Below are 24,722 nucleotides of genomic sequence, written 5' to 3' on the forward strand. Positions count from 1 at the left end.
CGAGGGACGCGATTACCCCTGACTCCACGAGGAGCAGGTCAATCGGCCCAGCCAAATCAACGGCGGGCGCAGCTGCCGCCGGCGCAGCTCGAAGCCGCGGTGGGGTAGTAGTAGGAAGGATAAGCCGCGGCCTGGGGGGCAGGGGCATAGGCCTGAGGAGCGGCAATGGGGGCCTGGGGGGCGTAGGCCGGGTAGGCAGCCGGTGCGGCCGTTCCACAGGCCGTCCCAGGCTGGCAAGCGGAGAACTGCGGCTGGGCGTACTGCTGCTGGGGGGCACAGGCCGAGAAACCCACGGTCGGGCGACCGCAACGACCCGTCCCGCACTGCTGACGGCCACCGCCGAAAAGTCCGCTGGTCGCTGTCAGAGCCGTCAGAAGAATGAGCTGATGCATCAGGCTAAACCCTTTCAGAAAGGTGCGAAATCAATGGGTGAATGCGGAGTGGCTCCGCATCGGGTGCCTTCGGATCCCGCCGTTGGAACCCAGAAGGCAACAGGCGTGATGGTTTGGCCGTCGAGAACAGGTCGAAACCTCATTCCCGAGAACGGCCTGACCCTCGTCCATCCCAGACGCAGGTTGCCGCTCGGCGACACCTAACCCCCCTCATCCTTCCGGGTTTAGGCCGCTGCCACCAAGTCGGCGAAATTGTAGGAAGCGTGCGAGCACGCGCCTACAAGAAATTCGGAGTTCTAGAGAAAATTTTCCGATTCCGAAGAATCTTCTGATTACACAAAATAGATCATTAAGTCAGCCGAGTGAGGCACGTTTCCAAGCTCAGGTCTCGCGCTCAAACTCGGTCGCGAGAAAAGGCCAAACAATCGCTGGCCAATCTCGAATCTCAAAAGAATCTATCCCATGACTCGCGTTTCATCGGACGTCGTCATGGATCGGCGTCCCGCGTGACCGGTGCCCATCGAACCGCTCCGAAACAGCCCGTAGTGCATCCCGCGTCTGAATCCCAATTTTGAAGTTACGGATCTTATCTTTCGAGATTGCCGGGTTCAATCCCAATCAATCAACAAACATCCCGAATGTTGGAAAAACACACCGCTTACTTGGGAGGTATGGATCGGTCTCGACCCACACTTCGCGGCACGTGCAAACTTGACAAGGGAACAAGGCGTGACTTAAGCTGCCTCCACTTGAAGATCGGTCAATCCCTTTGCAGGTTGCATGGTGGGCGGCAGGCCCCATCCTTGTTTTTTTTCGATGAGGGTGGGCGCGAAGTGAAGGGAATTCACGATCTGGACACCGAGAGCCACGATGGCCACGACTGACTCACGACCGCGGGGCGGCCTCGATGTGACACGGAACCGGCTTGCGCTAGCGGTGGCCGATGTCAATTGGTTCTCTACGAAGAACCTCTTCCTCGAAGTGGAGCGCGAGGGCGTCGCCACGCTGCTCCTCAACTGCCAGGACTATCGCAACGCCTGGAACCACGGGCTTCGTCCCTGGAGTTGGAACTCTCCGTTGGTGGAGAGCCGCCCCAACCTCTGGGAACGCGAAATTGTGCTCCCCAGCGGCTGGATGAAGAAGTTCCCCACCTTGGGAATGAGGCCGATCCGTCGTGTGACGCAACGCTGGCACCAACGCTATGCCCCTGATGCCCGCCTCGCGCTGGTGATGACTTATCCTTACTACCTCTACCTCAGCGCCATCCTTCGCCCGGATCTCCAGGTCTATTACAACATCGACGACTACAGCCTCTACTGGCCCGAGCACACAGACCAGATCAAGATGTTAGAAAGGAAAGCCGCACTCGAGTCCGACCTTACGATCTGCGTCTCGCGGGTCCGCGCCGAGGAATTGAGAGCCGCCGTGCCCGAGGCCGCGGCCAAGATCCGGCATCTGCCGCATGGAGCGCCGACGTCATCGTTGGGTGAGCACCCCTGGGAGCAGCCCGCGCCGCCCCCCGCCGATATCGCCTCGCTCCCGCGCCCGCTCTTGGGCTTTGTGGGGTCCGTCGAAGACCGGCTCGACTGGAAACTGATGATCCGTCTGAGTGAAGCCCTGCCCGATGCGTCGATCGTCTTGGTCGGCCAAACAAACGTTCAAGAGTCGGACTCCTGGTACGCCGACTACAAGCGCTGCGTGGCTCGCCCCAACGTCCATGCCCTGGGGTGGCGGCACCAGAAAGAGATCAACTTTTACAACCGATCGTTCGACGTCTGCCTGATCCCCTATCTGCCCGACCACCCCTTCAACATCGCCTGCTGTCCCACCAAGATCCTCGACTACATGGTGACCGGCCGTCCGATCGTCTCGACCGCCTTGCCCGAATGTCAGCTCTATCCCCATCTCCTCGAAGTCGCGGCCGATCCTGACGCCTTCATCGCCTCGGTGCGCGCGATCGTCGCGGCCAATTCCGACGACGGCCGGGCCTCGCTCCGATTCGACTGGGCACGCACCAACACATGCCGTCACGTTGTCGACCGCCTGATCGACTGGCTCCCCGCCTGAACAGTCGTGACGAATTGACCGTCATCCCATCGCCTTGAGACGAGCGAACTGCTAAAGTTAATGGCTTTGAGCGTACGCAAGGCCCTTGCGGCCTTCGTCAGTCCGTCCCCCATGATGAGACTTGCGAGAACTTCCAACGATGAATCAGGCCATTCGTACCAAGCTTTCGATCATGATGTTCCTCGAGTATGTGATCTGGGGAGCGTGGCTCCCCTTGCTCGGCCTGTACCTCAGCAAGTACCTCAAGTTTGAAGGGGTGCAGATCGCCTGGATCTTCAATGCCTTCGCGATCGCGTCGCTGACCGGTATGTTCTTCGGCAGCCAACTCGCTGACCGCTACTTCGCCCAGGAACGGTTCCTCTCGTTCAGTCATCTGGTGGGCGGCCTGTCGATGCTGGGGCTCGCCTATACCAAGCAGTTCTGGCCCTTCTTCGGGCTGATGCTGCTCCACTGCTTCTTCTACGTGCCGACGCTCTCGGTGACCAACGCGATTGCGTTCGCCAACTTGAAGGACGCGCAAAAGGACTTCGGACCGATTCGCGTGTGGGGAACCATTGGCTGGATCGCGGCGAGCTGGCCCTTCATCTTCATCCCGATTGATTGGGCCAAAGTGCCGAGCATGGCCGCGGCCGGTGGGTTCGTTTCCTGGCTGGGCAAGGCGCTCTCCACACCCAAGACCGGTCCGGCGATGGAGCTGGCGCTGACGAGCACCTTCTTCGTTTCGGCCATCGCTTCCCTCGTGCTGGCCGCCTTCTGCCTGACGCTACCGCATACTCCGCCGACCAAAAATGAGGGATCGAAGTTCGCCCCGCTCGAGGCCCTCAAGCTCCTGGCCGTCCCGAGTATCCTGGTCCTCTTCGTGGTGACCCTCCTCGACTCGTTCATCCACTACTGCTACTTCTTCTGGACGAGCCCGTTCTTCTCGGCGATCGGTCTCCCCGAGAACTGGATCGCCCCGGCGATGAGTATCGGGCAGATCGCCGAGATTTCCACGATGGCCTACCTCGGCTTCTTCCTCAAGCGGCTCGGCTGGCGCACCACGATGATCCTCGGAATTCTCGGCCACGTCGTCCGGTTCGGCATCTACGCGATCGGGACCCGGGAAACGCTCTGGCTGGTGATCCTCAGCAACGTGGTCCATGGATTCGCATACGCCTTCTTCTTCGCCACGGTCTACATCTACGTGGATGAAAACTTCCCGAAGGATATCCGAACCAGTGCGCAGAGCATGTTCAACCTCTTGATCCTCGGCATCGGGCCGTTCTTCGGCAACTTCCTCTGGGGTTGGCTGGGTGAGCAAGTCACCACGGTCTCGGCTGCTGGGGAGAAGGTCATCCACTTTGACCGCCTCTTCATGGTGCCGGCGGGCTTGGGCGTTCTCTCCGCGATTCTGCTCGCCATCTTCTTCCATCCCAAGGCGATGAAGGAAGTTGAGGCGATCGACCCGTTGGCCGAACCGGTCCCCAGCACGTGAGGGCAATAGGGGCTTAGAATCGAGCCCCATTAGCTGACTTGAGCCGGAGACAAGAGAGTCCGGGTGCCCCGAGTTCCGAGTTCGGAACTCGGGGCACTCAGTAGACGGTCATCATTGAGGAAGTCGCTCCACTCCATCCCCTTATCAGGAGCGTTTCTTAGCACGAATCGCCCAAGATTGGCTCGTTACGTCCAGGGCATATTGCCTTCCAGCCAGGTCAGGCCAAGCGGTGCCGACGTCGAGGTCATGTCATCACCCGGCCGGCACCAGCCGCTTCGAACGGAGAAACTCGCGAGCAACCTCCGCCGGATCGCGCCGCTTGACGTCGACCTCCTGGTTGAGCCGACGCATTGTTGGGGCATCGATCTGGCCGGCGAGTTGGTCGAGAGCCTTGCGAAGTCGGGAATCTTTTTGCAAAGCCTCAGCACGGACCAGCGTGACAGCCTCGTAAGGGGGGAAATAGCGCCGGTCATCTTTGAGCGAGACGAGGTCGAACGCCGAGATCCGGCCGTCGGTCGAATCTCCCGCAGCCAGGTCGAGCGAACCTTGCGCGACTGCCTGGTAGAGCAGATTCCGGTCCATCTCACGCGGCGCGATTGCGAAGTCAAGGTCGTAGGCCTTGATGAGTCCCGGATAGCCGTCGGGCCGGTTCATGAACTCGGGCCCGAAGCCAGGCCGGATTGTCGCAGTGTGCCTGCGCAGGTCCGAGATCGTCCGAATTCCCAGCGACTCGGCCTGCTCGCGGCGCATCAAAATTGCGAACGTGTTCTCGAATCCGAACGGATCGAGGCAGGCGATCTTGTCGCGGTCGGCCAGCACCGTGCGAACGCGCTGAAGAACCTGGCCCGGATCATTCTGCGGCGGTTCTTTCAGAATCGTCGTCAGCGCAGTCCCGGTGTACTCGACATACGCATCGAGCCCCCCCTGTCTCAGGGCGTTGTAGCAGACGAGCGTCCCTCCCAGGTTGAAGCGGCGATCGACCTTAAAGTCGGTGCGTGCTTCCACCAGGTCGGCGAGCATATGACCGAGCACGATCATCTCACTGCCATCCTTGGAACCGATCACGAGGGTCGTGGCGTTGCTCGCCCCGTTCTCGTGGTCGAGCCACCACCCCCAGGCGGCCATTCCCAGGAGCGCCACGATCGACGCCGAGGCCGCTCGGGCGCGAAACCGGGAATGGCGACGGCGGGTCGGGTCGAGCGCGTGCTCAACCTCGCCAAGTGATGCGTCGCAGGCCAGGGCCAAGAGCGCGGCGGGGATGGAACCGAGCAAGATCAATCGGGAATCGGCGAGCGAAACCCCTCGGAAGATGTAGCTGCCCAGTCCCTTCGCGCCGATCGCAGCGGCGATGGTCGCCATCCCGACCGAGGCGACCATCGCGACCCGAACCCCACCCAGGAGGATCGGGACGGCCAGCGGAAGCTCGACGATCCGAAGCCGCTGCCAGGCCGTCATCCCCAGTCCAAGCGCCGCTTCGGTGACGTCTCTCGGAATGCTCCTCAGCCCTAAAATCGTATTCTTGATGATGGGAAGAAGCGCGTACACAACCAAGGCTGCGCGGGCGGGCGGCTTGCCGATCTGGCCCCGAAAAACGATCAAGAGGAACCCAAGCAGGGCCAGGCTCGGGACCGTCTGAAGCACGTTGGCCAGGCCGACCACGACACGTTCGGCCAGCCGCGACCGCATGGCCAGAATCCCGAGCGGAACCCCGATCAGAACCGCGAGCACCAGGGCCTCGATCACCAGGTCGAGATGGGCGGCCGTTGACTCGATGAGCCGCCCGCGCTCGGACCAGGCGAGCTCCATCAAACCGTTCATTCCGACGCCCCCGGAGTAACTTCGACCACGGCTTCGGCGTCGCGGAAAAAGTCACGGACGAAGTCGTTGGCCGGGCGTTCGATCAGGTCGGAGGGAGTCCCGAGTTGCATCAACTTCCCGTGGTCGATAATCGCGAGCCGATCGGCGACCCGACAGGCTTCGCGAATATCATGAGTGACGAAAACGACCGCCTTCTGAAGCTGGACGCAGAGCCTGCGGAACTCGTCCTGGAGCTCCCGCCGCGTGATCGGGTCAAGCGCACCGAACGGCTCGTCCATGAGGATCAGGTCGGGATCTCCCATCAAGGCGCGAGCGACCCCGACGCGCTGTCGTTGACCGCCGCTGAGTTGATGAGGCATCAGCGTGGCAAACCGAGCCGGATCGAGCCCGACAAGTTCGAGCCGTTCCCAAGCCTCATCGTTGCGTTCCTGGCTCGGGCGACCTTGAAGCCGAAGCGGCAGCCCCACATTTTTGAGAATACTCATGTGAGGCATCAGCCCGACGTCCTGGATCACGTAGCCGATCGAACGCCGCAACGCGATCGGGTCCCAATCACGAGTGGGAACGCCGCGAACCAGCACGTCGCCCGACGTGGGGTCGATCAGCCGGTTCACCATCTTCAAAAGGGTCGTCTTTCCCGAACCACTCGTTCCCAGGATGGCCAGGCATTCGTCGGGCGCGACCGCGAGGTCGATACCGCGAAGGGCTTCGAGACCATCGGGGTAGGATTTGCGAACGTGGTGCCAGGCGACGGCGGGCGAGGCGTTGGAAATCGATATCACGTGCGGACCTGTCGGTTGGACGCGGCGGGCGGTTAAACCGTATCACGGCCGGTTCGATTTCGCTACATTGCTCGAGTCAGTGCTGAAAACCTCATGCCAAGTTCGTCGGATTCGGAGCACCTGCTATGCTCGCCTTCCACCTCGCCAGATTCAAGGTCGATGCGACTCCACCCAACGGCCATTCGTTGTGCGGCGGCTGGATCAAGCCGGTGGTTGGGGTCGATGACCCCCTCTGGTTGCGTGGCGTGGTCTTGCAAGGAGCGGGGCTGCCAATCGTGCTGGCCGCCCTGGACTGGACCGGGGTCATGGACGAGTCGCACCGGCTCTGGACCGAGGCGCTCGCCGAAGCCGCACACACGACGCCCGACCGCGTGGCGCTCCACTGCGTCCACCAGCACAACGCGCCCTTCATCGACCGCGAGGGGAATGCTTTGCTGCGCAAGGCTAACGCCACCCCCTTGCTGTATGACGAGGCGTTCGTCGACGACCTTGTCAAACGAGCGGCAGCCGCGGTCCGAGAGTCGCTGACCGCCGCCAAGCCGGTCACCCATATCAGGGCCGGCCAGGCCGAGGTTCACGAAGTGGCCTCGAACCGCCGCGTCATCGGCCCCGATGGCAAGATCCGCTTCACGCGCGGCAGCGCCACGCTCGACCCCGTCGCTCGCGCCGAGCCGGTGGGAACGATTGACCCGATCCTCAAGTCGGTCGGCTTCTTTCAAGGGGATCGCCCCTTGGCTCGGCTCTACTACTACACGACGCACCCGATGAGCTACTACGGCGACGGTCGGGTTTCCAGCGACTTCGCCGGCCTGGCCCGACAACAGCGGGCCGCCGATGAGCCGGACACCTTCCACGTCTACTTCACAGGCGCGGCGGGCAACGTCACCGCAGGCAAATTCAACGACGGCAACCACGCCAACCGCGTCACCCTCGCCCATCGGATCCATGCGGCGATGAAAGCGGCCGACGAGCATGCCCAGGAGCGTGCCCACCCGCTCGAATCGGCCGAATGGATCACCGCGCCCTTCCGCTTCGCCGCGCGGTCCGACCTGGACCTCGACAAGCTCAAAGCCATCGTCGCCGATCCCAAGGAGTCCGTCGTCAACCGAAACCGCACGGCCATGACCTGCGGCTGGCTGATGCGAGTGGCCTCGAGGCGACCGATCCTCCTGTCAAAGCTCGAGTTAGCCGGCGGAACCCTACTGCATCTGCCGGCGGAAACATTCGTGGAGTACCAACTCCACGCCCAGGGGGAACGTCCCGACACCCTTCTGGCCACGGCAGCCTACGGCGACGGGGGACCTTGGTACATCCCCTTGGAACGATCATTCGCTGAAGGGGGCTATGAACCCTCGGTCGCTGGCGTGTCCACGACGTCCGAGACCCCCTACCGCAAGGCAATCAGCGACTTGCTCAAGAAGCAGGCGTGACACGTCGCGTACAATCAATGCAAAAGGGAGTGAGTCGCCCCCTCGCTCCTTTTTATTTTTGTTTCTTCTGCCATCCCTTCTTCAAAGGATGGGTCATGCGACGACGCGGCACTTCTCCAACGGTTTTCCTGGTAGCCTGGGCGCTCTTCGTCGGCTGCGACCTACCATGGGTCAAGGCCGACGACGACCTGGAGAAACATCTTGCGGCGCTGCAAAGCCAGGTGGCGAACCACTCGCTCGGCCTCGAGAAACGCGGACAACTCGTGCTCGAGATGGCAGCCACGCTCGATCGGGCCGCTCAGTCGGCCTCGACGGCCCAGGAGCGTCGGAAGCGCTGGACCGAGGCGATCACCCTCATCGATCGGTTCGATTCGGAAAACCAGGGGCATTCGCAAGCGAACCAGTTCCGGTTTCAGTCCGCAGTTTACCTCTGGGCACGCGGCCGGCTCTGGGCCGACCAGCAGGAACTCACGCCCGGCGATCGGGAGGCTCGAAACTCCGCGATCGAGAATCTCGACGTGGCGATCTCTCGGTTCCGCGCCCTCAACGGGGCGCTGCGTGCCGAGGACAAAGTCCTCGCCCAGAACGTTCGATTCCGGCTAGCCCAGGCGCTGGCCGACCGGGCAAGACTCGACCCCGACGATTCAGAAGAGCAGCGCTCGCGACTCCGTGAGGCCGAGCAAGTCCTCGGGAAACCGATCGACGAGCCAGCGCTTGTCGGATTCGCGTCGTTGCTCCGCGCGGAGGTCTTGGCGAAACTCGGCGACGAGAAAGGGGCGACCACGGCCCTCGAATCTGCGGAGAAAGCAACGCCTCCGCCGCCTCCTGAAGCCATCCTGGAGGCGAAGATCGGGATCGCGACGGCCGGAAAGCGGTTCGACCAGGCGGTTAAAGCGATCGAAAGCTCCACCATTGGTGCGACGGGAAAAGCATTGCTAACCTTGCGGGTCCGTCTGAACCAGCGAGCGCGGTTGGCTCCTGGCTCGGCCCGGAGCGAGGTCGAGAAAGCCCTTTTTCAGGCGGTTCGCCCCCTGCAAGGTTCGTCGAACACGGAGGCGAGGCTGGCCTTGCTCGACCTGGCTCGCGGGATCAAGGAACCGGACGATACGCAGGACCCGAGCGCATGGGACATCCTGGCCGAGGCCGCGATCGCCGCCGGGGATCTCGCCCGCGCCAGCGCCCTCAATACGAAGGGGGCCGAGCGTGCCGATGCAGTCGGCCAGCCTGAAAAGGCGGCCGCACTCCGACTCCGGGCGGGCGCCTCCCTCTTCCAGGCCGGAAAGTTCCTCGAAGCCGACGCGATTCTGACTCGGGTCGCCGATGATCGCCAAGGCGGTGCCTCCCGCGCCAAGGCCGGCCTTCTGCGAATCATGGCACGGGCTCGCGCCTTGGCAACGAAACTCCCTGAGGCCTCCCAATCCGCCTACACTGCGGCTCTGGAGGCGCAGATTCGCGATTTCCCGACCGACTCCTCGGCAAACGAGGCGCGTTGGCTGTTGGGGAAGTATCGATTGGCCACGTCCAAGTCGGCGGAAGCCCAGGCGCTTTGGGCGGAAATCCCGCACTCCGATCCCCACTGGCTCGATGCCAGATTGGCGATCGCCGAGCTCCGCCAAGAGGCCCTCGACACCCAGCGGATGAATAACGATCGCACGCTGGTCCGCCAGCGCTACACGGAGGCTCGTTCCTTCCTGAATGAGAGCTACACCCAATGCCAGAACGACTCCCAGCGCGCGGCGATCAACCTCGCCCTGGTGCGTCTCGAACTCACCCCCGAGGTCGGCCAAGCCGAAGAGGCCCGACGGCTCTGTGAGTCGATCCAGCGGTCGGCGAGCCAGGCCGAGCAGCGAGATCGTGCCCGCCGGTTCCACCTGGTCGCCATCGCCGCGCTCAACCACTTTCTCGAAGCCGAACAAGCCGCACGCTCCGAGCTCAAGCTCAGTCACCCGGCTGACTTGCTGGAGACCGCACGCCTGCTCGACCTCGTGGCGTCGGAGTCGTCGTCGGACCTCAAGGTGCGCCGATTCGGCCTGATTAACCGACTGCTCCTGGCGGGGATCCTCGAACACCCAGAGGAGCTCTCTCGAGCCCAACTCGGCGAAGCCAAACTCCGACAAACGCGAGCCTGGCTCTTCATCGGAGACGAAGCCCGCTCCCGTGCTTCGATCACGGCAGAGTGGGGAACCCCTCCCTCGCTCGACGACCGGATACTCAGAGACATGGCCGACACCTACATCCGCCTCAGCGCATTCGACCTTGCTGCGGAAGTCCAGCGGCTCCGATCACGACAAGCCGTGACCGGCTCCCCGGCCTGGTTCGAGTCGCGCTATGGCGTGGCCCTGGCTCAATATCGAGCCGGCAAGAACCGCGAGGCCGCCAAGCTCATCGATGCCACGGCCATCCTCCACCCCGAACTCGGGGGGGGCGACCTCCGCGACAAATTCGTCCACCTTCGCGAACGGTTGAACCCCGAGCAGTAGCGGCACCTGATACGGTTTCAAAGGGAGATTTGCAAAGGCGAAAGCCCGCCCTCCTGACGGAGCGCGGGCTTCAACGTGATGAATACTGAGGCCAACATGAGAGTAGGGACGTAGGGGAAACCACTCAGTTCTGATCGAGCCAATTGGTCGCCTTGGGCCACCATGGCGGATTCTTCAACTGCCGAGGCCCGTTCACATCCGTCGCCTGGGTTGGATAAATCACCGGGCTCAAGCTGGGAAGGTTCGGCGTTGAGAACGAAGTCCCCTCGCTGAGCACGGAACGGCCGTCATAACCACGGCTGTAGGTCAGGACGGGTGCAGAGGTCGCTCGAAGGGAAGAGAGCGGCCCGTAGATATCCATGGACGAGTCGCCGAAGGAGTCAGCCGGCGTGTAGCCGCCGCCGACGGGGTAATTGCCGCGCACGGTCATGACGGGAGTGGGGGAGAACGTCCCAAGCGGAGCGGCGGACCTGGGAGCGGCCACCGGCACCACGGTGGCGACTGGAGAGACGGTGGCAACCACCGCTCGCTCACGTCTTCGGAACGGCCAACCCGCTTCGGCACGAGTGGCGTTCCAGGCGAACAAACCTAAGATCGCCAGACAGTATCTCCCCCGAACCGACGAAAGACCACGCATGTTGTCCCCTCAAGGTGTGGCTCAGTCGTTCGTTCCGCAGACCGCGAGTCGGCCACGCAACGACGTACCTTGAGGAATTCTACACGCTTTTTTTCGGAATGAGCCGAATTCAACCAACATGCCGGGAAGAGGGGAGCAACCGGTACGATTCTTCGATGATCCGGGCAATCCCTTCACCGAGATTGGAGGAGAGCAATTCACGGAGCTTCCAGGCCAGCTCGCGTTCACGAACCGAGAGGTAGCTCTCTGGCGGGGCCGTAACCAGGGGGGTGGATTCCACACCGAAGCGCGACCCGTCGACATTTTCAATTGTCGGTGTGGTGCGTGTACTCGGAATGGTGAGCGGACCTCCCTCCGAGGGAACCCACTCGGAATTGGCCCGGCTCGGCTTGGCGGTGGCCGCAACGACCGGACCCGCTTCGCTATGGCCAAGCAGGATCTCCATCGACACGTCCAGAGCGAGGGCAATCCGCCTGAGCGTACCGGCCCGCGGCAATTCCGTCTTGCCGCTTTCGATCTGGTACAGAGCCGTCCGCGAAATCGCGGCTCGACTTGCCAACTCGTCGGGCCCCCACCCCTTGGAATAGCGATGGTCCCGGACTCGCTGAGCTAACGACATCTTGAGCAACCTCGCTTCGGGTGAATTCAGTAAGCTGCAGAAGGGGACACGCGGGAGGCACCCCATCGCCTCCGGCGCAGCCGAGGCCGGTGGGGCGTCCACTCGAATGTCAAAGTATCCATTTCATTGATTCATCATTAAGCTGCCGAAAATTTACAAAACCTTTGTTTCCACGTCAACAATTCCTTTCGTACAAACGGCGCAATCTTATTCCGCCTGTTACATGACCGGTAAATCTCGAAGAGTTTTCCGAAATGCTCATCTTCGCGGTTAGCGCCTCATTGGGTGATCGATCCACGCACCCAAGGCGTGAAATTCGTGCGAACCGTTCATGTTCAGCAGAGAGTCCCTCCCCTCGGGGCTCGACAAGACCTCTCATCGCGCGGTGGCAGACAGCCAGAGATCGCGCAGCGACGAGAGGTCAGAGGGAACGGCTCATGAAACGATCGGCACCCTGGCTCGCCCCTCACTCTTGAGGAACGCGGGTGCCCTGACCGCAATTCAAATCGGCACGATTCCATTCCATTAAAAAAGCAGAGGGGACGCTCACGGTCCCAAGAGAGAGGGCAAATCGACGGCTCGGTGAGGCGAAGGCCTTCGGCTCAACCCTTATTCTCGAGTTCTTGGAGGACACCCGCGAGCAACGAAGGATCACGTTTGAGAAGTAAGTGTTCGACACGAGTCGCGGGAAACTCCAGTTTCGTCAGGCTTTCACCCACCTGCTTCCAGAGGCGGTCGCTCTTCTTGCCCTCGGCAAGATAGATCTCGGTGACCAGCTCACCGAGCCGCTGCACTTGAAGTGAGGAGAAATTATTGTAATAACGCTTGATGATTTTTTGCTGATAGGGCGAGTGATCGGCCATCGTCGGGGCATCCTGAAGCAATGATTGAGGGACGGGAGGTCAGTCCGTTTCCGGCTTGCGGCGGAGTTGCTTGGTTGCAGAGCGTCGACCCTTCGCTTCGACACGACGAATCTTCGAGGCGTGGGTCGGGCGGCTCGGGCGGCGGATCTTGGGTGGGGTCGCAGCGGCGAGAATGAGTTCGCGCACCTTGGCGAGGCAGTCCGCAAGGTTCCTGGACTGGTCGCGAGTTCGCTGCGAACTGACCAGCAGTTCTCCCTCGCGCGTGAGCCGGCTGGTCAGCGCCGCGAGGAGCCGCGCCCGAACGGGTTCGGGAAGGCTCGGACTCGTCGCCGGACTCCAGCGGAGCAGCACCTTCGAATTCACCTTGTTGACGTTCTGCCCACCGGGCCCGCCCGACCGCGAGACGTCGAATTGAAACTCCGCCAGGGGGATCGAGATCCGGTCGTTGATCCTGAGCATGGTCGCTCGATCCAGAGGTGCGCGGAGAAACCGAGGCCTTGGACAAGGCCTCCCGGGCTTCTGCATTCCATTGTAGCGAACGAGAGGGAAGTGGCCAGGCAGGTTGGGCGCAGTCCGGATGGGTTGCGTGCCCGCATCGACCTCGCTCCGTCAGCCATTGCGAGGGATCATCCGCCAAGGTTGCGGTTGCGAAACCAATGGGATCGGCAGAGCCTTCGCAAAAGAGGACCGCCCCGCCGCGGCGTCTGACACCGTCGGCGGGGCGGGGACGAAATGCGGGAGGATTAGCGGCTCGACATCGACATGGAGTTGGAGCTCATCTCCACGTTCGCCTGAGAATCGTTGACGAACGCGTCCAGGCTGGACTGAAGCTTGGTCGAGATCTTTGCGCTGGAACGCTGGCCGGTGCTAACCACAGGTTGCCGACGGCGGATCGAGACAACTTGAGCAGCCGCGGGCTGGGGAGGCGCCACCCGAGCGGTGCGGACCTGAACAGCCGACGGACCGCCGGGAACCTTGGCTGAAGTCACCCGGGACGCCGCGATGTTCCCGAGCGATGCCGCTCGACGCTGGAGGACCGAGACCGGAGTTTGCAGCCGGTCCGGATTGGCGGCCTGGCGGTTCTGAGCCTGGGCGACTTCCGCCGGAGAGTAGAAGCTCGAGTCTCGATTAAAGACCCGCATCGAGGTCTCGAACGTCTGGCCATCTCTCAGCGAGCCCGTGATCGGGGCTTCGATGATGCCCGGCGGCAGCTTGACGTCGGTGCCTTTGAAAACAAAGGTCACGTCGAGAAACTGGTCGCCGTTGACTTTCCGGAAGAAGCTGAAGACCGGACTCGCGCCACCAAAGCTCACGGTCGCCGGGTCGATCTGGGTGACGTCGAACCCGGAGGTGCCCAGAATCGAGACCCGGATATCCGTCGGATGCGCCGTGTTGATGTGGTTGTTCTGGTGCGGGTTGATCACGACCGGCGGCGAGACCGGCGGGCAGACCGGCGGCGGTGGGCAGACCGGCGGCGGCACAATCGTCTTGTCGAACGGCACAGGCACTTGCGGGAAGAACGACTCGCCGACGCCATCGTCATTGTCCGACCCGGCGAAGGCACCGATGCTGATCACCTTATCGGGGGTCAGAGTCTGCCCTGTCTCCTGAAGGTAGAGCTGTGAGAAATTGTTGATCGCGAACTCGAGATTCGGATGTACCGGCGAGTTCACCTTGTAGACATTGCCAGTGAATTGTGGCAATGGAGTACCGAAATCAGGCGTCGACGGGGGCTCATTCGTGTTGACGATTGCCCGGGCGACCTGATACTCTTTCGGAGTCCTAGGATCGTTAGAAGAGTAACCAGCGACAATGTCAGCGTAACCGTCCCCATTGAGGTCAAGGAAGGCCCCCATGGTCTCAGACTTGCCAAAACCCGGCGGATCATCGAAGCTGAGTACCGTCGGTCGAAGGGCTCGAACTGCTGCGCTCACGGTCCCATCGTCTCCATTGTTGTCGGCATCGCCGGCAATAACGGAAAATGGGCTCGTTCCGGGCTGGCCAGGTTTGGTGTCGTTCGGTGGCTGGTCGAGACCAATACTCAGCACATCGTCGGATGCCGAGTAGGAAACTCGAATTCCGCTGAGCGTGAAGCCGGACACTCCAATGATCGGAGCAAGATCATTGGGCAGTGTAGCGGTAGCGCTTGGTGCGGTAGCTGGGATAACTACAACGCCTGGTTGTTGTGTAGCGGGAAAATCGACCTTGACGTTCCCGGTGAAGTTAACGCTAAGAAGCTGCCGATGATCAAGCTGTTCCATCGACACGGCGGCCCGTTTGGTGGTCTTGAGACCGCCGGGACGACGCCGCCACGATTGAACGGCATGAAGCAGCCTGGAGATCAGTGACATCGCGCCATCGTCCTTTCTAACAAGCCCGCGCCCCCTTTGGACGCAGACCAACAGGGAAGGGTGACCCGATTCGCGGTTCAGGAGCGACCGAGAGTCGAGACATCCCGGCGGTGCGAGGAGACCCGCCTGCCGGAACGCACTGCGGTTCAACCGACGTCCGTCGGCCGGACTGCTGTGGTTCTGGGGGCGTTTTCTGTCCCCCAGGTCATCGCGTGCCTCCTGCACGCGGCGGTTGACGCGGGACGTAATACCTTTACGTGGAAGGAGACTCGTAATGGTGAGCCGCAACGCGCTCCGTTGGACCCTGGCAACGCTGACGTTGCTCGGAGCGAGTTCCGTATCCGCGGACCCCATCAATTTCACGGGGTTCGTCGAGAACGATTTCAACAAGTTCAAAGATGACACCATCAAGATCATCCCGGTGAATCCCGATCCGTTGAATCGGATCGCCCAACTCCCCCAAATGACCGCGCAGGGGATCATCAACGGGTATGCCATCAAAGACTTGCGGCTGCATTATGATTCCAAGACCGATGTTCTCTCGGTCGGTGTGAACACGTACAGCATTGCAGGCAGCGCCATCGGGAATGGTGGTCCGGATATCGCCAAGGCCTTGGCTGACTACGGTGGAGTCGACCCCGCCCATATCGGCGGGAAAAAGTCGATTACCATCGCCTTCGCCGGGGTGAACCCTGCGAACCAGGCCGTGCCTGGACCGACTGTCGCCGTGGCGGGGATTCCCTCCGACAAGTCGACCGCCGGGCCGGGACTCATCGGGTTCAACATCGCCGCCTACGATGCTTCGAAAAGTCAAAGCATCCAGAATAGCTACGGGGCGACCCTGACGAATAACATGGGGGCACTGGCCTTCGATCCCTCGGCCGCTCACCCGGGCTTCGAGTTCACCATCAAGAACTTCAGCCAGCTCTCGCCCAATCACCTCGATCCGACAGAGGGCTTCTGGATCGCGGCATTCGCCGGCTCTCCGAACGACAACCCGATCGGTGAAGAGAATCTCGAGTTCACCAAGGTTCCCAAGTTCGTGCCGCAGATTATTCCTGAGCCGGCGACCGTGCTGTCGTGGACCGTTGTGGCCGCAGCGGCAGGCGCGCTTCGACTTCGACGCCGACGCGAAGTCTGACCGGTATGTGATCGATTCCTTGACCATTGATGCATCCCAACACAAGACGGTAACCCTTCCCAAGGGTTACCGTCTTGAACATCGGCCTTGCCCGCCCCGCGAGTCACGCACTTTTTCCTCACTTGTCGCATGCCCCACGCTACGGTCCTCAGACACTGACTTTCTTCCGTGGACCACCCTGCCGGCAGAGTTTCACCCATCGGCCCGGCTGAGTCTAAGGGTCACGAAGACCATTTATGCTGGGGGCTTTTTTACCCCCGCGCATGCGGAGTTCTCGCCACTCACGCCCCGATCGAGATCAAATCTCTTGCGACTCGTGCCACTCATCAGCTAGGCTGCGCGTCTCCCCCCGTCAGGTGAATGTCGAGACGTGAACCGACCGGGATACCCATCATGAGAATCCTACCGACCACGTACGTCCTCTTCTGCTGCTTCGCGACCGTGGCGATAGCCCACGGGAGTGAGGACGAGGCACTCAAAGCCAAACCCGACTCCCCCGCGCAGAAAGCGGAGGACGAAACGGCGGAGCGCCTCGCGATGACTCCGCCGGTGGCCTGTCGATCGATCGAGGGGTTCGAGGACTTCGAGCCCTTGCCGGGCGCAGCCTTAACCGCCGACGAGAAGTTGCTCGTCTACTACCATCCGTTGAACTACCGCGTCGTGACGACCGGCAAGACGCACCACATCCACCTGATCCAAGCCGGCCAGATCCGTCGACGCGGCGAAAAGGCGGTCTTGCTCCGCAAGGAGAACCTTCTCGACTTCGAGCTCAAGGTCGACTTTCCCCCGAACCCGATCTACCTCAAGAACATCGTTTCACTGAAGGGCTTGAAGCCCGGCGACTACGAATATGATGTGATCCTCCGTGACAAGCACGCGCTGACCCAGGTCGCCAAGCAGACCCTCCAATTCCGGGTCGTTGCCGCCGCGCTCCCGAAGGATGAGGACAAAGTCGAGCCTGTGGAAAAGCGCGCGAGTGCACGCTCAAAGTCGCCATCGCGGCTTCGCAAGGCCTCGCATGCCCGTGGCAAACGCCCCACACGTCCGTAGAACACCCTGAAGGGTGAATGCACGGGGAGGCCACGAACCGCCATCCTGAACAGCCCGGTGGGTCCGGTTCAGTCCGGCGGGCCAGCCAAAGCAACTCCCAACGGCCGGACCAGGCCGGCCGTGCCGGAAGAGTCCCCGAGGTTCGAGGTTGGTCAGCGCGAGGTCTTCGTCTTCTTCGAAGTCGGCTTGCTCAACGCAGGTTGGGGAATATCGTCGAACGGAAGGGATGCGTCCGGGCCGGCCTCCAGGGAGATCCCTTGGGGAGTCGTCGCCGCCTTGAGGTAAACATCCATCTGCTCGCCCACGTAGAGGTCAACCGGCCGGTCGTCGGGCAAGGCGTAGACCACCTGAAGAACCCGCGTATCGACGCGTTCGGAATTCGAGCCGGTCAAGCTCTGCTTGGGGATCACATAAGGCTCAACGTACATGAAGGTCAGAGGGAACCGCACCAGGGGGCGGCCCTTGAGCGTGGCGACCGCGTCGGCACTCTTCTCGAAATAGGGGAGGTCGTTCTCGTCGATGTCGACCCGAACGTGCAGCCGGTCCACATCGCCGAGGACCACCATCGGCTCCTTCCAGGTCATCGCCGCAAATTGGCCCAGGCGAACGTTCAGTTGAAGCACCCGACCGTCGGCCAAGGCCCGCACGGTCAGCCGGTCGAGCTCGATCTTGATGCTCTCCACCTGACTCTGCGCCTGGGACACGGAGGCCGCGGCCACGTCGAGGTCTTCCTTCCAGGTCCCGGCCAACAGTCGCTCCAGGTCGGCCTTCGCCTTAGCGGCGGTCGACTTCGCGGCATAGAAGGTGAAGCGATCCTTGTCATAGTCGCTGGCGGCAATCATCTGGCGGTTGTAAAGCTTCTCGGTCCGAGCGACGGCCGCCTCGGCATCGGCGAGCCTCGCCTTCGATTCGTCAAAGGCCGCCTGCAACGGCGGCACATCCTCCGGCCGGGGCGCAGCCCGCAATTTGTGGAGCTGAGCCTGAGAGGCCGCTAACTCCGCCTCGCGAACCTTCAACTGCGACCTGAGGTCCCGCTCGTCGATCCGGAAGAGGGGGTCTCCCTTTTTCACGTAATCCCCCTTCTTGATGAATACCTCCCAGACAACACCAGGCACGTTCGTCCCGATCGGGATGTTCTCTTTCTGCGCCTCGATGAGCCCCGCGCCGGCGATGACTTTCACCTTCGTCGGCGGTCGCGAGGGGGGTGGTATGATCGGTGTGACCTGCTCGGTCGACTGCCGAGCCTGGACCACGGTGTAGAAAACCGCGAACGAGAGACCTCCAACAGCCACCAGCGGCAAAAGATATTTGTTAAACATAATTGCTTTGATTCCTGGGTAAAGGAGGAAGGAGCCGGTCAGGCGGCCGCCTCATTGGTCCGATCTTCGATCTCGACGATCACGCCGTCATCCATCCGGGCAATGCGGTCACCGAAGTGGAACACACGGTTGTCGTGGGTGACCACGACGACGGCGCGGTCGGCCCGGACGGCAGACTCACGCAGCAGTTCCATGACGGTCAGGCCAGTCTCGTGATCAAGCGCCGCGGTCGGCTCGTCGCAAACCAGGAGGCGAGGCTCATGGACCAGGGCACGCGAGATAGCAACCCGCTGCTGCTGGCCTCCGGAAAGCTGGGACGGCAGGCTCTCTGTCTTCTTGGACATGCCGATCGAGCTCAAGACATCCCGGGCCCGCTGCACGGCTTTCTCCTTCCTCCAACCGGCAATCACCAGCGGGATCGCCGCATTCTCAGCCGCCGTCAGCGCAGGCAGAAGGTTGTACTGCTGAAACACGAAACCAATATTCTCCGCGCGAAACCGCGTCTTCTGGCGGTCACGCATCGCCGTGACTTCACTGCCAAAGATGTTCACTTCCCCTTCATCGCAATCGAGAATCCCGGCAATCACGGACAGTAAGGTTGTCTTGCCACAGCCCGACGGGCCGACGATCAACGACATCTGCCCCTTGTAGACGTCCCAGTCGACCCCGCGGAGCGCGAGGACTTTCTGGTCGCCCGCCCCGAAGTGCTTGGTGACCCCTCGGATTCGGACCGCCACGTCGAGACCCGGCCTGGCCGGACGATCGCTCACTGTCATCGTGACTGGATTCATGCCGGTCCCCTCTTACATGTTCTTTGATTTGTTTTTTTCAAACTTCAACCACGAAACACGACCGCGGGTTCCAGCACGATGACCCGCCGCACGCTCACCAGGCTGGCCAGGATGCAGATCAAGACGACCGCGCAGGCCGTGATCGGCAAGATCGGCCAGTAGGGAAAGAAGGCGAGCTCCGTTCCTTCGTTGACCATCCCGAACAAGGCGCCGAGTCCCACGCCGATGCCGTAGCCGAGCAGGCCGACCACCGTCGCCTGAAGCAGGATCATTTTGACGATCCGGAGATTGGTCGCCCCCATCGCCTTCAGGGCACCAAACTGTTTCAGATTCTCAAGCGTGAAATTGTAGAATGTCTGGCCGGCGATCGCCGTCCCGACCAAGAATCCGAGCGCCGCGGTGATCCCGAAATTGATCGGAATCCCGGTGTACTTGAAGTAGTACCCCATCGTCTTCCAGATAAACTGCTCGCTTGTCAGAGCGCCGAGACCGGTCTGCCGGCGAATCTGCTCGGCAACCTCTTCCGGCTTCCTGCCCGGCTCGGTCTTGGCCAGCACGTAGGAAAGGATCTTCCGTTCCTGGGGCGCGAACAGCTTGGCTCGCGAATATGTCGTGTACACGACCGGATTTGACTGGAACGTTCGCGTGGCCTCGCAGACGCCAACGATGATCGCCCGATGGTCGTTCATCTCGAGTTCCTTGCCGACGAACCAATCGTAGTCCTCGTAGATCTCCTTGGGCTGGTTGGGGAAGAGCTTGGGGAGCCGGTTCTTGTCGATGATGATGGCATCGGGCCGGCGGAGCGCCTGGCGACTGCCGGCGAGGATTCGACTTGGGGGGGGAGCGCCCACCATCGACGAGTCGTCAAGGCCGATCAAGATCACCTGCTCGATCACCTCCTGCTTCTTGCCGTCCCGATCGTACGAGTTGAGCTTCGCACGCGCCTGGCCCTTGTAGAGTGGGACCGCCCAAAGGACGCCGTCGACCCCACGGACCCGGTAGAGGTTGTTCTCGATCATCGGCTTGACGTCGTCGACAAACCGGACGTTCGGGTCCATCACCCAGAGATCGGCCCCCGTGATATCGATGATCTGCCCGGCGGTCCGCCGCATCAGGCCACAGAAGATCGAGCCCTGCTGCATAATCAGGAGCGCCGAGAAGGTCAGCCCCATGACGATTCCCAGGAACTTCGCTCGATCACCCACCAGCATCTTCAGCGCGATCCAGGACATTGCCGTTCTCCTCCCCGTTCCCTCGTGACAAGGCCGTCAACGCCCTGAGATCGACTCGCCCACCCTCGACTCCCCCGCCTCGTTCAAAGGCGGGACCAGACCCAAGGCCGCCAGGCAAAAGGTGGCGATATGCTCGGTCAGGAATTCGAGGTCAAGCGCCTCAAATGCCTCGGTCCCGATCAAACGCTCGGAAACCGGGCGGGCCATCTTGTAGTGAAGGCACTGACCGATCACGCTGAAGGCAAGAGCGTGAAGCCGCCGCTCATCCGCCTCGCCACAGACCTTGCGGAGAATCCCCAACAACCGCTCGAACCGGGGCCGGATCGCATCGCGAACGAGGACCTCCGAAGCCGACGTCGGCTGGAGCATTTCCCGGAGAATCAACGTGTGGTGCCACTTCGGATGCCCTCGAAGCGACAGGACATGGCTCAAAAAGTGGTGGAGATAACGGCGGAGCTGTTCGGCCGGCTCCGCTTGCTGAAAGACCGAGTCGGGCAACACTTCACTGCCGCATCGGTGCGCCTCGAGAACCGCCTCGGTATAGAGCCGCTCTTTATCGCCGAAGTGGTAGTTGATCGCCGCGAGGTTCACACCGGCCCGGCGACAAATCGAACGGACTCGCGCCGCGTCGAAACCCTTCTCGGCAAACTCCTCGCCGGCCGCCTCAAGCAACCGCGTCTTCGTCTGGTCGGGAATAGCCATCGTCACCTCGTTCTGAAACGACCGTTTCAAACAGCCGTTTGAAACAACTGTATGGTCTTCCCAAAAAGAGTCAAGGCCAATTGATGTGAGCGACGGGTTAACGCCAAGATGCTAACGTCGAAAGGTCGTTGAGAAGCTTGACCGAGCCAACTTCTTAATCACCTTGTTTTGCCAAGAAAATAAGAGATAATAGGAAAATCAGTCCATTTTCGCGGAAAACCCCAAGTTTTCCTGCACAGGAAAACTATGACATTCAGGAAATCTCCTACTGAAGACGAGCTCGTAATCTTTCTTAAAGAGGGTCGAGTTCAACTGCCTCCCCTCTGCCTGGAGGTGGAGGAGGGCTCTCCGTTGCGTCGGGGCGGGGGGCCTGACGCCTTCGTCCGCATGGATTGGGACGGGCGACGCTACCGATTCGTGGTCGAGTGCAAGCGTCTTTGGACTCCGAAAGCCCTCTCCGAAACGATCGAACAGGCGCGTCGTTACGCACGCCCCCCGGATTTTTATCCGCTGGTCGTCGTGCCTTATCTCCCCGCGTCGAGGCTCACGGAGTTGGAGACGGCCGGAGTGAGCGGGATTGACCTTTGCGGAAATGGCGTCGTCGTCGTACCAAAGGAACTCCTCGTCTACCGTTCAGGGTGCCCGAACCAGTTCCGATCCGAGGACGAGATCAAGAACGTGTTCCGTGGAAACAGCTCGCTGGCCGCGCGAGTGTTTCTCCTCGTTCCCGAATACAAGTCGGTCCAAGCGGCAGAGCGTGAGATCCAGAGACGCGGTGGAAGCATTACGCTTCCCACGGTGTCGAAGGTCTGTAAGAGCTTGGAATCAATGTTGGTCATCGAGCGGAAGAGGGGAGAGGGGAGTTCCGCGCGCCAACTCCGACTGCTCCAGCCAGATAAACTCTTGGACCTCCTCGAGACGAACTACGTTCCCCCCGCAGTGACGGACACCATCCGTGGCAAGACGAAGCTCTCGGCCCAGGCCTTTCGGGAAAAACTGAAATTCAGCAGACGATCAGGATCGAGGATGGTTCAGACAGGCTTTGGGTCCGTCGGCAACTATGCTGTAATGGCGACCGAGCCCATGCAATACTTCTACGCTTCAGACATCGCTCGTACCCTTGAGGCACTAGGGGACGCGTTTGAGGCCGGCGACCGCTTCGCCAACATCATGTTAAGCGAGACGAAAGACCACACCGTCTATTTCGACGAGAGACCGGGGTTCGTGGCCTCCCCCTTGCAGGCATACCTGGAGCTTGCAAGGGGTGACAAGCGGTCGAAAGAAACGGCAACGCAAATCCGCCGCGCGATCCTTGAGCCACTCGAACGGCTGCTGGCAGGGGATCGTTGATGGATCCTTTATTCTCAAGCCTCCTCGACTTGCTCCATGAACGAGCTTTGAATGGATTCGGAAGTTGCTTGGCGAGACGGAGGGACTCGCTTAGAATGGACGAACGCCAGCCGGAACTTGACTGACGCCCTTCGCCGAATGCGAACGCCCCACCGAGTCGAGTCACCCCATGGATCAGGAACGCGAACAACATCGACGAACCTACCGACTCTGCCGATTGGGATTCGGACTGCTCTCGTTCGCGCTGCTGGTGGCGTGCGTCACCATGGTCTTAGGGCTGATCGGGCTCTTCTTCCGACCCCGGGCGATCATCTGGATCTTCCGGACGCCGTTATGGCACTGGAGCGATGTGCCGGTCGTCTGGGGAAGCTTGCTGGGGACGTACCTGCTCTGGGGCCGTTGGTCCGACGCCGGTTGGCAGCGCCGGAGCGGCCTTCTCCTGCTCATGTGCACCTGTGATGCGGTGCTCTGGTTTCTCGAGCACGGGGGCGAGCTCGGCCTGCGGCTCAGCGAGGTCGGGCACGAGTGGTTGCGGATGGAAATCGGGCAGGCGCTAGGCTGGGCGCAGTTCGCGCTCATCGCCAGCCTTTCCTGCGACTTGATGGCCCATCTCGGTGTCGAGCAGGCGCCGGAGGCGGGGAAGTCGACGCGTTCCCTGGCGGCCACGGGGGCCATCGTCTGGTTCTTCTACTTCCTCGAGCAAACCACCTGGCACGCCTGGCCCTTGCGGCAGAGGCAGTTGGACTCACTCGAGTCGCTCCTCCTCTTCCTTGGCTTCACCATGATCTCCACGATCACCCTGATCCAGGTCACCGCGCTCTCGGTGGCCACGACCAAGCAGGCCGGGCGGATGGTGGCGGAGATGGATCGGGAGGACCAGGAACACGACCTGTTCCGGGCCCCCTCAGAAACCGACTTCGACCTGCTCTCGGTACAGCACTCCGAAGCGTCCTCAGGCTGGGCGGAATCGGGCTCCCGAGGCAATAACGACGGTTTCTGAGTTTCTGAAAGCGTGTGTGCGGAAGCCGAACCGACTCGTAGGGTGGTCACACCCACCCTATAAAAGAGGGCATGACCTACCCGATTTTGCCCTTGAGAGCGGAGGGGACCAGCACCCGAGCACCCGCCGCTTCAGGAATAGCCGGACGTTGGGGCTAGTTCCAACGCCCGATGGCATTCAGTCCGAACCCGCCAAGGAGACGGGGGCCGGGAGAAGTTCGCGGAGCGACTTGGGCAGGGGGAAGTGGACGTTCTCCTCGCGAACCCACTCCTCCTGAATCGTCGCGCCGAAGGTTCGCTGAAGGTATTCGATGCACTCCTGAACCACGTCTTCAGGCGCACTGGCACCGGCCGTAATCAAGACGGTCTCCACCCCCTCGAACCACTCGGCGCAAATTTCCGCCACGCCATCAATCAAATGCGAGTGCGGGCCAAGCCCCTTGGCGATCTCAGCAAGCCGCTTGCTGTTCGAGCTGTTCTGGCTGCCCAGCACCAAGACCACTTCCGCCTGCTGCGCCAGCTCTCGCACCGCTTCCTGGCGATTCTGAGTCGCGTAGCAAATGTCATCCTTGGGAGGATTATCGATCAGCGGAAACTTCTTCCGGAGCGCCGAGATCACCTGGTTCGCGTCATCAACGCTCAAGGTCGTCTGAGTAAGATAGGCAATCTTGGACGGGTCAGCGACTTCCAGCCGTTCGACGTCCTCGGCCGTTTCAACCAGGATCATCCGGTCAGGGGCTTCCCCCATCGTCCCGATGACCTCGTCATGGCCTTCGTGACCGATCAGGATAATCGTGTAGCCTTCGCGGGCGTATTTGACAGCTTCGAGGTGGACTTTGGTGACGAGGGGGCAGGTGGCATCGATCGCCCGGAGGTTGCGCTGGCGGGCCTGTTCGCGAATTTGGGGCGAGACGCCGTGGGCGCTGTAGAGTAGGGGGGCACCCTCGGGGACTTGTTCCAGCGATTCGACGAAGACGGTGCCTCGGCGGAGAAACCGTTCGACAACATACTTGTTGTGAACGATTTCATGGTAGACGTAGAGCGGGGCACCGAAAAAATCGAGCGCGCGCTCGAGACTTTCGATGGCCATGTTAACCCCGGCGCAAAAACCGCGGGGATTGGCCAGAATGATCTTCATCGCGGGAAATCCTCCGGCGGGATCGAGTCCATGATGTTCCTATCCTAAGCGTTTGCCGGCCGGACGAAAAGACGGACAGTGCCGGGG

At 61.5% G+C, this 24,722-nt stretch carries 21 protein-coding genes; 8 read left to right on the top strand and 13 right to left on the bottom strand.

The window, feature by feature from the left end:
• Window positions 1–56: 56 nt before the first annotated feature.
• Window positions 57–392 carry a hypothetical protein gene (locus SINAC_RS38820; RefSeq protein ID WP_015246447.1) on the bottom strand — a complete coding sequence of 112 codons (336 nt, stop codon included), beginning with the start codon at window positions 390–392 and terminating at the stop codon, window positions 57–59.
• 870 nt (window positions 393–1,262) lie between these two features.
• Here SINAC_RS38820 and SINAC_RS14790 point away from each other — a divergent pair.
• A complete protein-coding gene (locus tag SINAC_RS14790) occupies window positions 1,263–2,459 on the top strand; it encodes a glycosyltransferase (protein WP_015246448.1) in 1,197 nt (398 codons plus the stop codon).
• A gap of 139 nt (window positions 2,460–2,598) precedes the next feature.
• Window positions 2,599–3,933: an MFS transporter gene (locus SINAC_RS14795; RefSeq protein WP_015246449.1), complete on the top strand. Its 1,335-nt coding sequence runs from the start codon at window positions 2,599–2,601 to the stop codon at window positions 3,931–3,933.
• A 252-nt stretch (window positions 3,934–4,185) separates the two neighbouring features.
• On the opposite strand, the gene SINAC_RS14800 is transcribed toward SINAC_RS14795, so the two are convergent.
• Together SINAC_RS14800 and SINAC_RS14805 are read right to left on the bottom strand one after the other, a co-directional pair.
• Window positions 4,186–5,751, bottom strand: coding sequence for an ABC transporter permease/substrate-binding protein (locus tag SINAC_RS14800; RefSeq protein ID WP_015246450.1), 1,566 nt, complete (start codon window positions 5,749–5,751; stop codon window positions 4,186–4,188).
• A complete protein-coding gene (locus SINAC_RS14805) occupies window positions 5,748–6,533 on the bottom strand; it encodes an ATP-binding cassette domain-containing protein (protein WP_015246451.1) in 786 nt (261 codons plus the stop codon). Before SINAC_RS14805 ends, SINAC_RS14800 begins: the two co-directional genes overlap by 4 nt.
• A gap of 125 nt (window positions 6,534–6,658) precedes the next feature.
• On the opposite strand from SINAC_RS14805, the gene SINAC_RS14810 reads away from it, so the two are divergent.
• Together SINAC_RS14810 and SINAC_RS14815 are read left to right on the top strand one after the other, a co-directional pair.
• Window positions 6,659–7,963: a hypothetical protein gene (locus SINAC_RS14810; RefSeq protein ID WP_015246452.1), complete on the top strand. Its 1,305-nt coding sequence runs from the start codon at window positions 6,659–6,661 to the stop codon at window positions 7,961–7,963.
• Between the two features lie 95 nt (window positions 7,964–8,058).
• Window positions 8,059–10,443, top strand: coding sequence for a coiled-coil domain-containing protein (locus tag SINAC_RS14815; RefSeq protein WP_015246453.1), 2,385 nt, complete (start codon window positions 8,059–8,061; stop codon window positions 10,441–10,443).
• A 124-nt stretch (window positions 10,444–10,567) separates the two neighbouring features.
• On the opposite strand, the gene SINAC_RS14820 is transcribed toward SINAC_RS14815, so the two are convergent.
• The 5 genes from SINAC_RS14820 to SINAC_RS14840 form a co-directional block, all read right to left on the bottom strand.
• Entirely contained in the window at window positions 10,568–11,080 is a 513-nt protein-coding gene (locus SINAC_RS14820; RefSeq protein ID WP_015246454.1) for a hypothetical protein, read from the bottom strand.
• 109 nt (window positions 11,081–11,189) lie between these two features.
• On the bottom strand, window positions 11,190–11,699 hold the full coding sequence (locus SINAC_RS14825) for a helix-turn-helix domain-containing protein (protein ID WP_015246455.1): 510 nt from the start codon (window positions 11,697–11,699) through the stop codon (window positions 11,190–11,192).
• Between the two features lie 602 nt (window positions 11,700–12,301).
• Window positions 12,302–12,562, bottom strand: coding sequence for a hypothetical protein (locus SINAC_RS14830; protein ID WP_015246456.1), 261 nt, complete (start codon window positions 12,560–12,562; stop codon window positions 12,302–12,304).
• Window positions 12,563–12,601: 39 nt separating this feature from the next.
• Window positions 12,602–13,021: an alternative ribosome rescue aminoacyl-tRNA hydrolase ArfB gene (gene arfB, locus SINAC_RS14835; RefSeq protein WP_015246457.1), complete on the bottom strand. Its 420-nt coding sequence runs from the start codon at window positions 13,019–13,021 to the stop codon at window positions 12,602–12,604.
• A 284-nt stretch (window positions 13,022–13,305) separates the two neighbouring features.
• Window positions 13,306–14,496 carry an FG-GAP repeat protein gene (locus tag SINAC_RS14840; protein WP_154673689.1) on the bottom strand — a complete coding sequence of 397 codons (1,191 nt, stop codon included), beginning with the start codon at window positions 14,494–14,496 and terminating at the stop codon, window positions 13,306–13,308.
• Window positions 14,497–15,187: 691 nt separating this feature from the next.
• Here SINAC_RS14840 and SINAC_RS14845 point away from each other — a divergent pair.
• Both SINAC_RS14845 and SINAC_RS14850 read left to right on the top strand, forming a co-directional pair.
• A complete protein-coding gene (locus SINAC_RS14845) occupies window positions 15,188–16,054 on the top strand; it encodes a hypothetical protein (RefSeq protein WP_015246459.1) in 867 nt (288 codons plus the stop codon).
• 393 nt (window positions 16,055–16,447) lie between these two features.
• Entirely contained in the window at window positions 16,448–17,104 is a 657-nt protein-coding gene (locus SINAC_RS14850) for a hypothetical protein (RefSeq protein ID WP_015246460.1), read from the top strand.
• 152 nt (window positions 17,105–17,256) lie between these two features.
• Here the strand turns inward: SINAC_RS14850 and SINAC_RS14855 are convergent, their stop codons facing one another.
• Genes SINAC_RS14855 through SINAC_RS14870 form a run of 4 tightly spaced genes read right to left on the bottom strand, consistent with a single transcriptional unit; the run spans window position 17,257 to window position 21,148 of the window.
• Window positions 17,257–18,423 (bottom strand): HlyD family secretion protein, encoded by a 1,167-nt coding sequence (locus SINAC_RS14855; protein WP_015246461.1) that lies wholly within the window; start codon window positions 18,421–18,423, stop codon window positions 17,257–17,259.
• 38 nt (window positions 18,424–18,461) lie between these two features.
• The gene (locus SINAC_RS14860; protein ID WP_015246462.1) at window positions 18,462–19,214 is read right to left on the bottom strand and encodes an ABC transporter ATP-binding protein; all 753 of its coding nucleotides are present in this window, start codon (window positions 19,212–19,214) and stop codon (window positions 18,462–18,464) included.
• A gap of 44 nt (window positions 19,215–19,258) precedes the next feature.
• On the bottom strand, window positions 19,259–20,446 hold the full coding sequence (locus SINAC_RS14865; RefSeq protein WP_015246463.1) for an ABC transporter permease: 1,188 nt from the start codon (window positions 20,444–20,446) through the stop codon (window positions 19,259–19,261).
• 36 nt (window positions 20,447–20,482) lie between these two features.
• Window positions 20,483–21,148: a CerR family C-terminal domain-containing protein gene (locus tag SINAC_RS14870; protein WP_015246464.1), complete on the bottom strand. Its 666-nt coding sequence runs from the start codon at window positions 21,146–21,148 to the stop codon at window positions 20,483–20,485.
• A 351-nt stretch (window positions 21,149–21,499) separates the two neighbouring features.
• Between SINAC_RS14870 and SINAC_RS14875 the strand changes: the two genes are divergently transcribed.
• Window positions 21,500–22,498: a hypothetical protein gene (locus tag SINAC_RS14875; protein ID WP_020466124.1), complete on the top strand. Its 999-nt coding sequence runs from the start codon at window positions 21,500–21,502 to the stop codon at window positions 22,496–22,498.
• Between the two features lie 169 nt (window positions 22,499–22,667).
• Window positions 22,668–23,498, top strand: a complete 831-nt coding sequence (locus SINAC_RS14880; protein ID WP_015246466.1) for a hypothetical protein — start codon at window positions 22,668–22,670, stop codon at window positions 23,496–23,498.
• Window positions 23,499–23,675: 177 nt separating this feature from the next.
• Here the strand turns inward: SINAC_RS14880 and ispH are convergent, their stop codons facing one another.
• Entirely contained in the window at window positions 23,676–24,635 is a 960-nt protein-coding gene (gene ispH, locus SINAC_RS14885; RefSeq protein WP_015246467.1) for a 4-hydroxy-3-methylbut-2-enyl diphosphate reductase, read from the bottom strand.
• Between the last annotated feature and the right edge of the window lie 87 nt (window positions 24,636–24,722).

This window comes from Singulisphaera acidiphila DSM 18658 (assembly GCF_000242455.2).
Classification (GTDB): domain Bacteria; phylum Planctomycetota; class Planctomycetia; order Isosphaerales; family Isosphaeraceae; genus Singulisphaera; species Singulisphaera acidiphila.

Bases quoted from the DNA above. Each gene is read 5' to 3' on its own strand.
- ispH (WP_015246467.1), bottom strand. From the start codon at position 24,635: ATGAAGATCATTCTGGCCAATCCCCGCGGTTTTTGCGCCGGGGTTAAC.
- SINAC_RS14865 (WP_015246463.1), bottom strand. From the start codon at position 20,446: ATGTCCTGGATCGCGCTGAAGATGCTGGTGGGTGATCGAGCGAAGTTC.
- SINAC_RS14860 (WP_015246462.1), bottom strand. From the start codon at position 19,214: ATGAATCCAGTCACGATGACAGTGAGCGATCGTCCGGCCAGGCCGGGT.
- SINAC_RS14795 (WP_015246449.1), top strand. From the start codon at position 2,599: ATGAATCAGGCCATTCGTACCAAGCTTTCGATCATGATGTTCCTCGAG.
- SINAC_RS14825 (WP_015246455.1), bottom strand. From the start codon at position 11,699: ATGTCGTTAGCTCAGCGAGTCCGGGACCATCGCTATTCCAAGGGGTGG.
- SINAC_RS14820 (WP_015246454.1), bottom strand. From the start codon at position 11,080: ATGCGTGGTCTTTCGTCGGTTCGGGGGAGATACTGTCTGGCGATCTTA.
- SINAC_RS14810 (WP_015246452.1), top strand. From the start codon at position 6,659: ATGCTCGCCTTCCACCTCGCCAGATTCAAGGTCGATGCGACTCCACCC.
- SINAC_RS14830 (WP_015246456.1), bottom strand. From the start codon at position 12,562: ATGGCCGATCACTCGCCCTATCAGCAAAAAATCATCAAGCGTTATTAC.
- arfB (WP_015246457.1), bottom strand. From the start codon at position 13,021: ATGCTCAGGATCAACGACCGGATCTCGATCCCCCTGGCGGAGTTTCAA.
- SINAC_RS14815 (WP_015246453.1), top strand. From the start codon at position 8,059: ATGCGACGACGCGGCACTTCTCCAACGGTTTTCCTGGTAGCCTGGGCG.
- SINAC_RS14855 (WP_015246461.1), bottom strand. From the start codon at position 18,423: ATGTTTAACAAATATCTTTTGCCGCTGGTGGCTGTTGGAGGTCTCTCG.
- SINAC_RS14880 (WP_015246466.1), top strand. From the start codon at position 22,668: ATGGATCAGGAACGCGAACAACATCGACGAACCTACCGACTCTGCCGA.
- SINAC_RS14870 (WP_015246464.1), bottom strand. From the start codon at position 21,148: ATGGCTATTCCCGACCAGACGAAGACGCGGTTGCTTGAGGCGGCCGGC.
- SINAC_RS38820 (WP_015246447.1), bottom strand. From the start codon at position 392: ATGCATCAGCTCATTCTTCTGACGGCTCTGACAGCGACCAGCGGACTT.
- SINAC_RS14790 (WP_015246448.1), top strand. From the start codon at position 1,263: ATGGCCACGACTGACTCACGACCGCGGGGCGGCCTCGATGTGACACGG.
- SINAC_RS14845 (WP_015246459.1), top strand. From the start codon at position 15,188: ATGGTGAGCCGCAACGCGCTCCGTTGGACCCTGGCAACGCTGACGTTG.
- SINAC_RS14800 (WP_015246450.1), bottom strand. From the start codon at position 5,751: ATGAACGGTTTGATGGAGCTCGCCTGGTCCGAGCGCGGGCGGCTCATC.
- SINAC_RS14850 (WP_015246460.1), top strand. From the start codon at position 16,448: ATGAGAATCCTACCGACCACGTACGTCCTCTTCTGCTGCTTCGCGACC.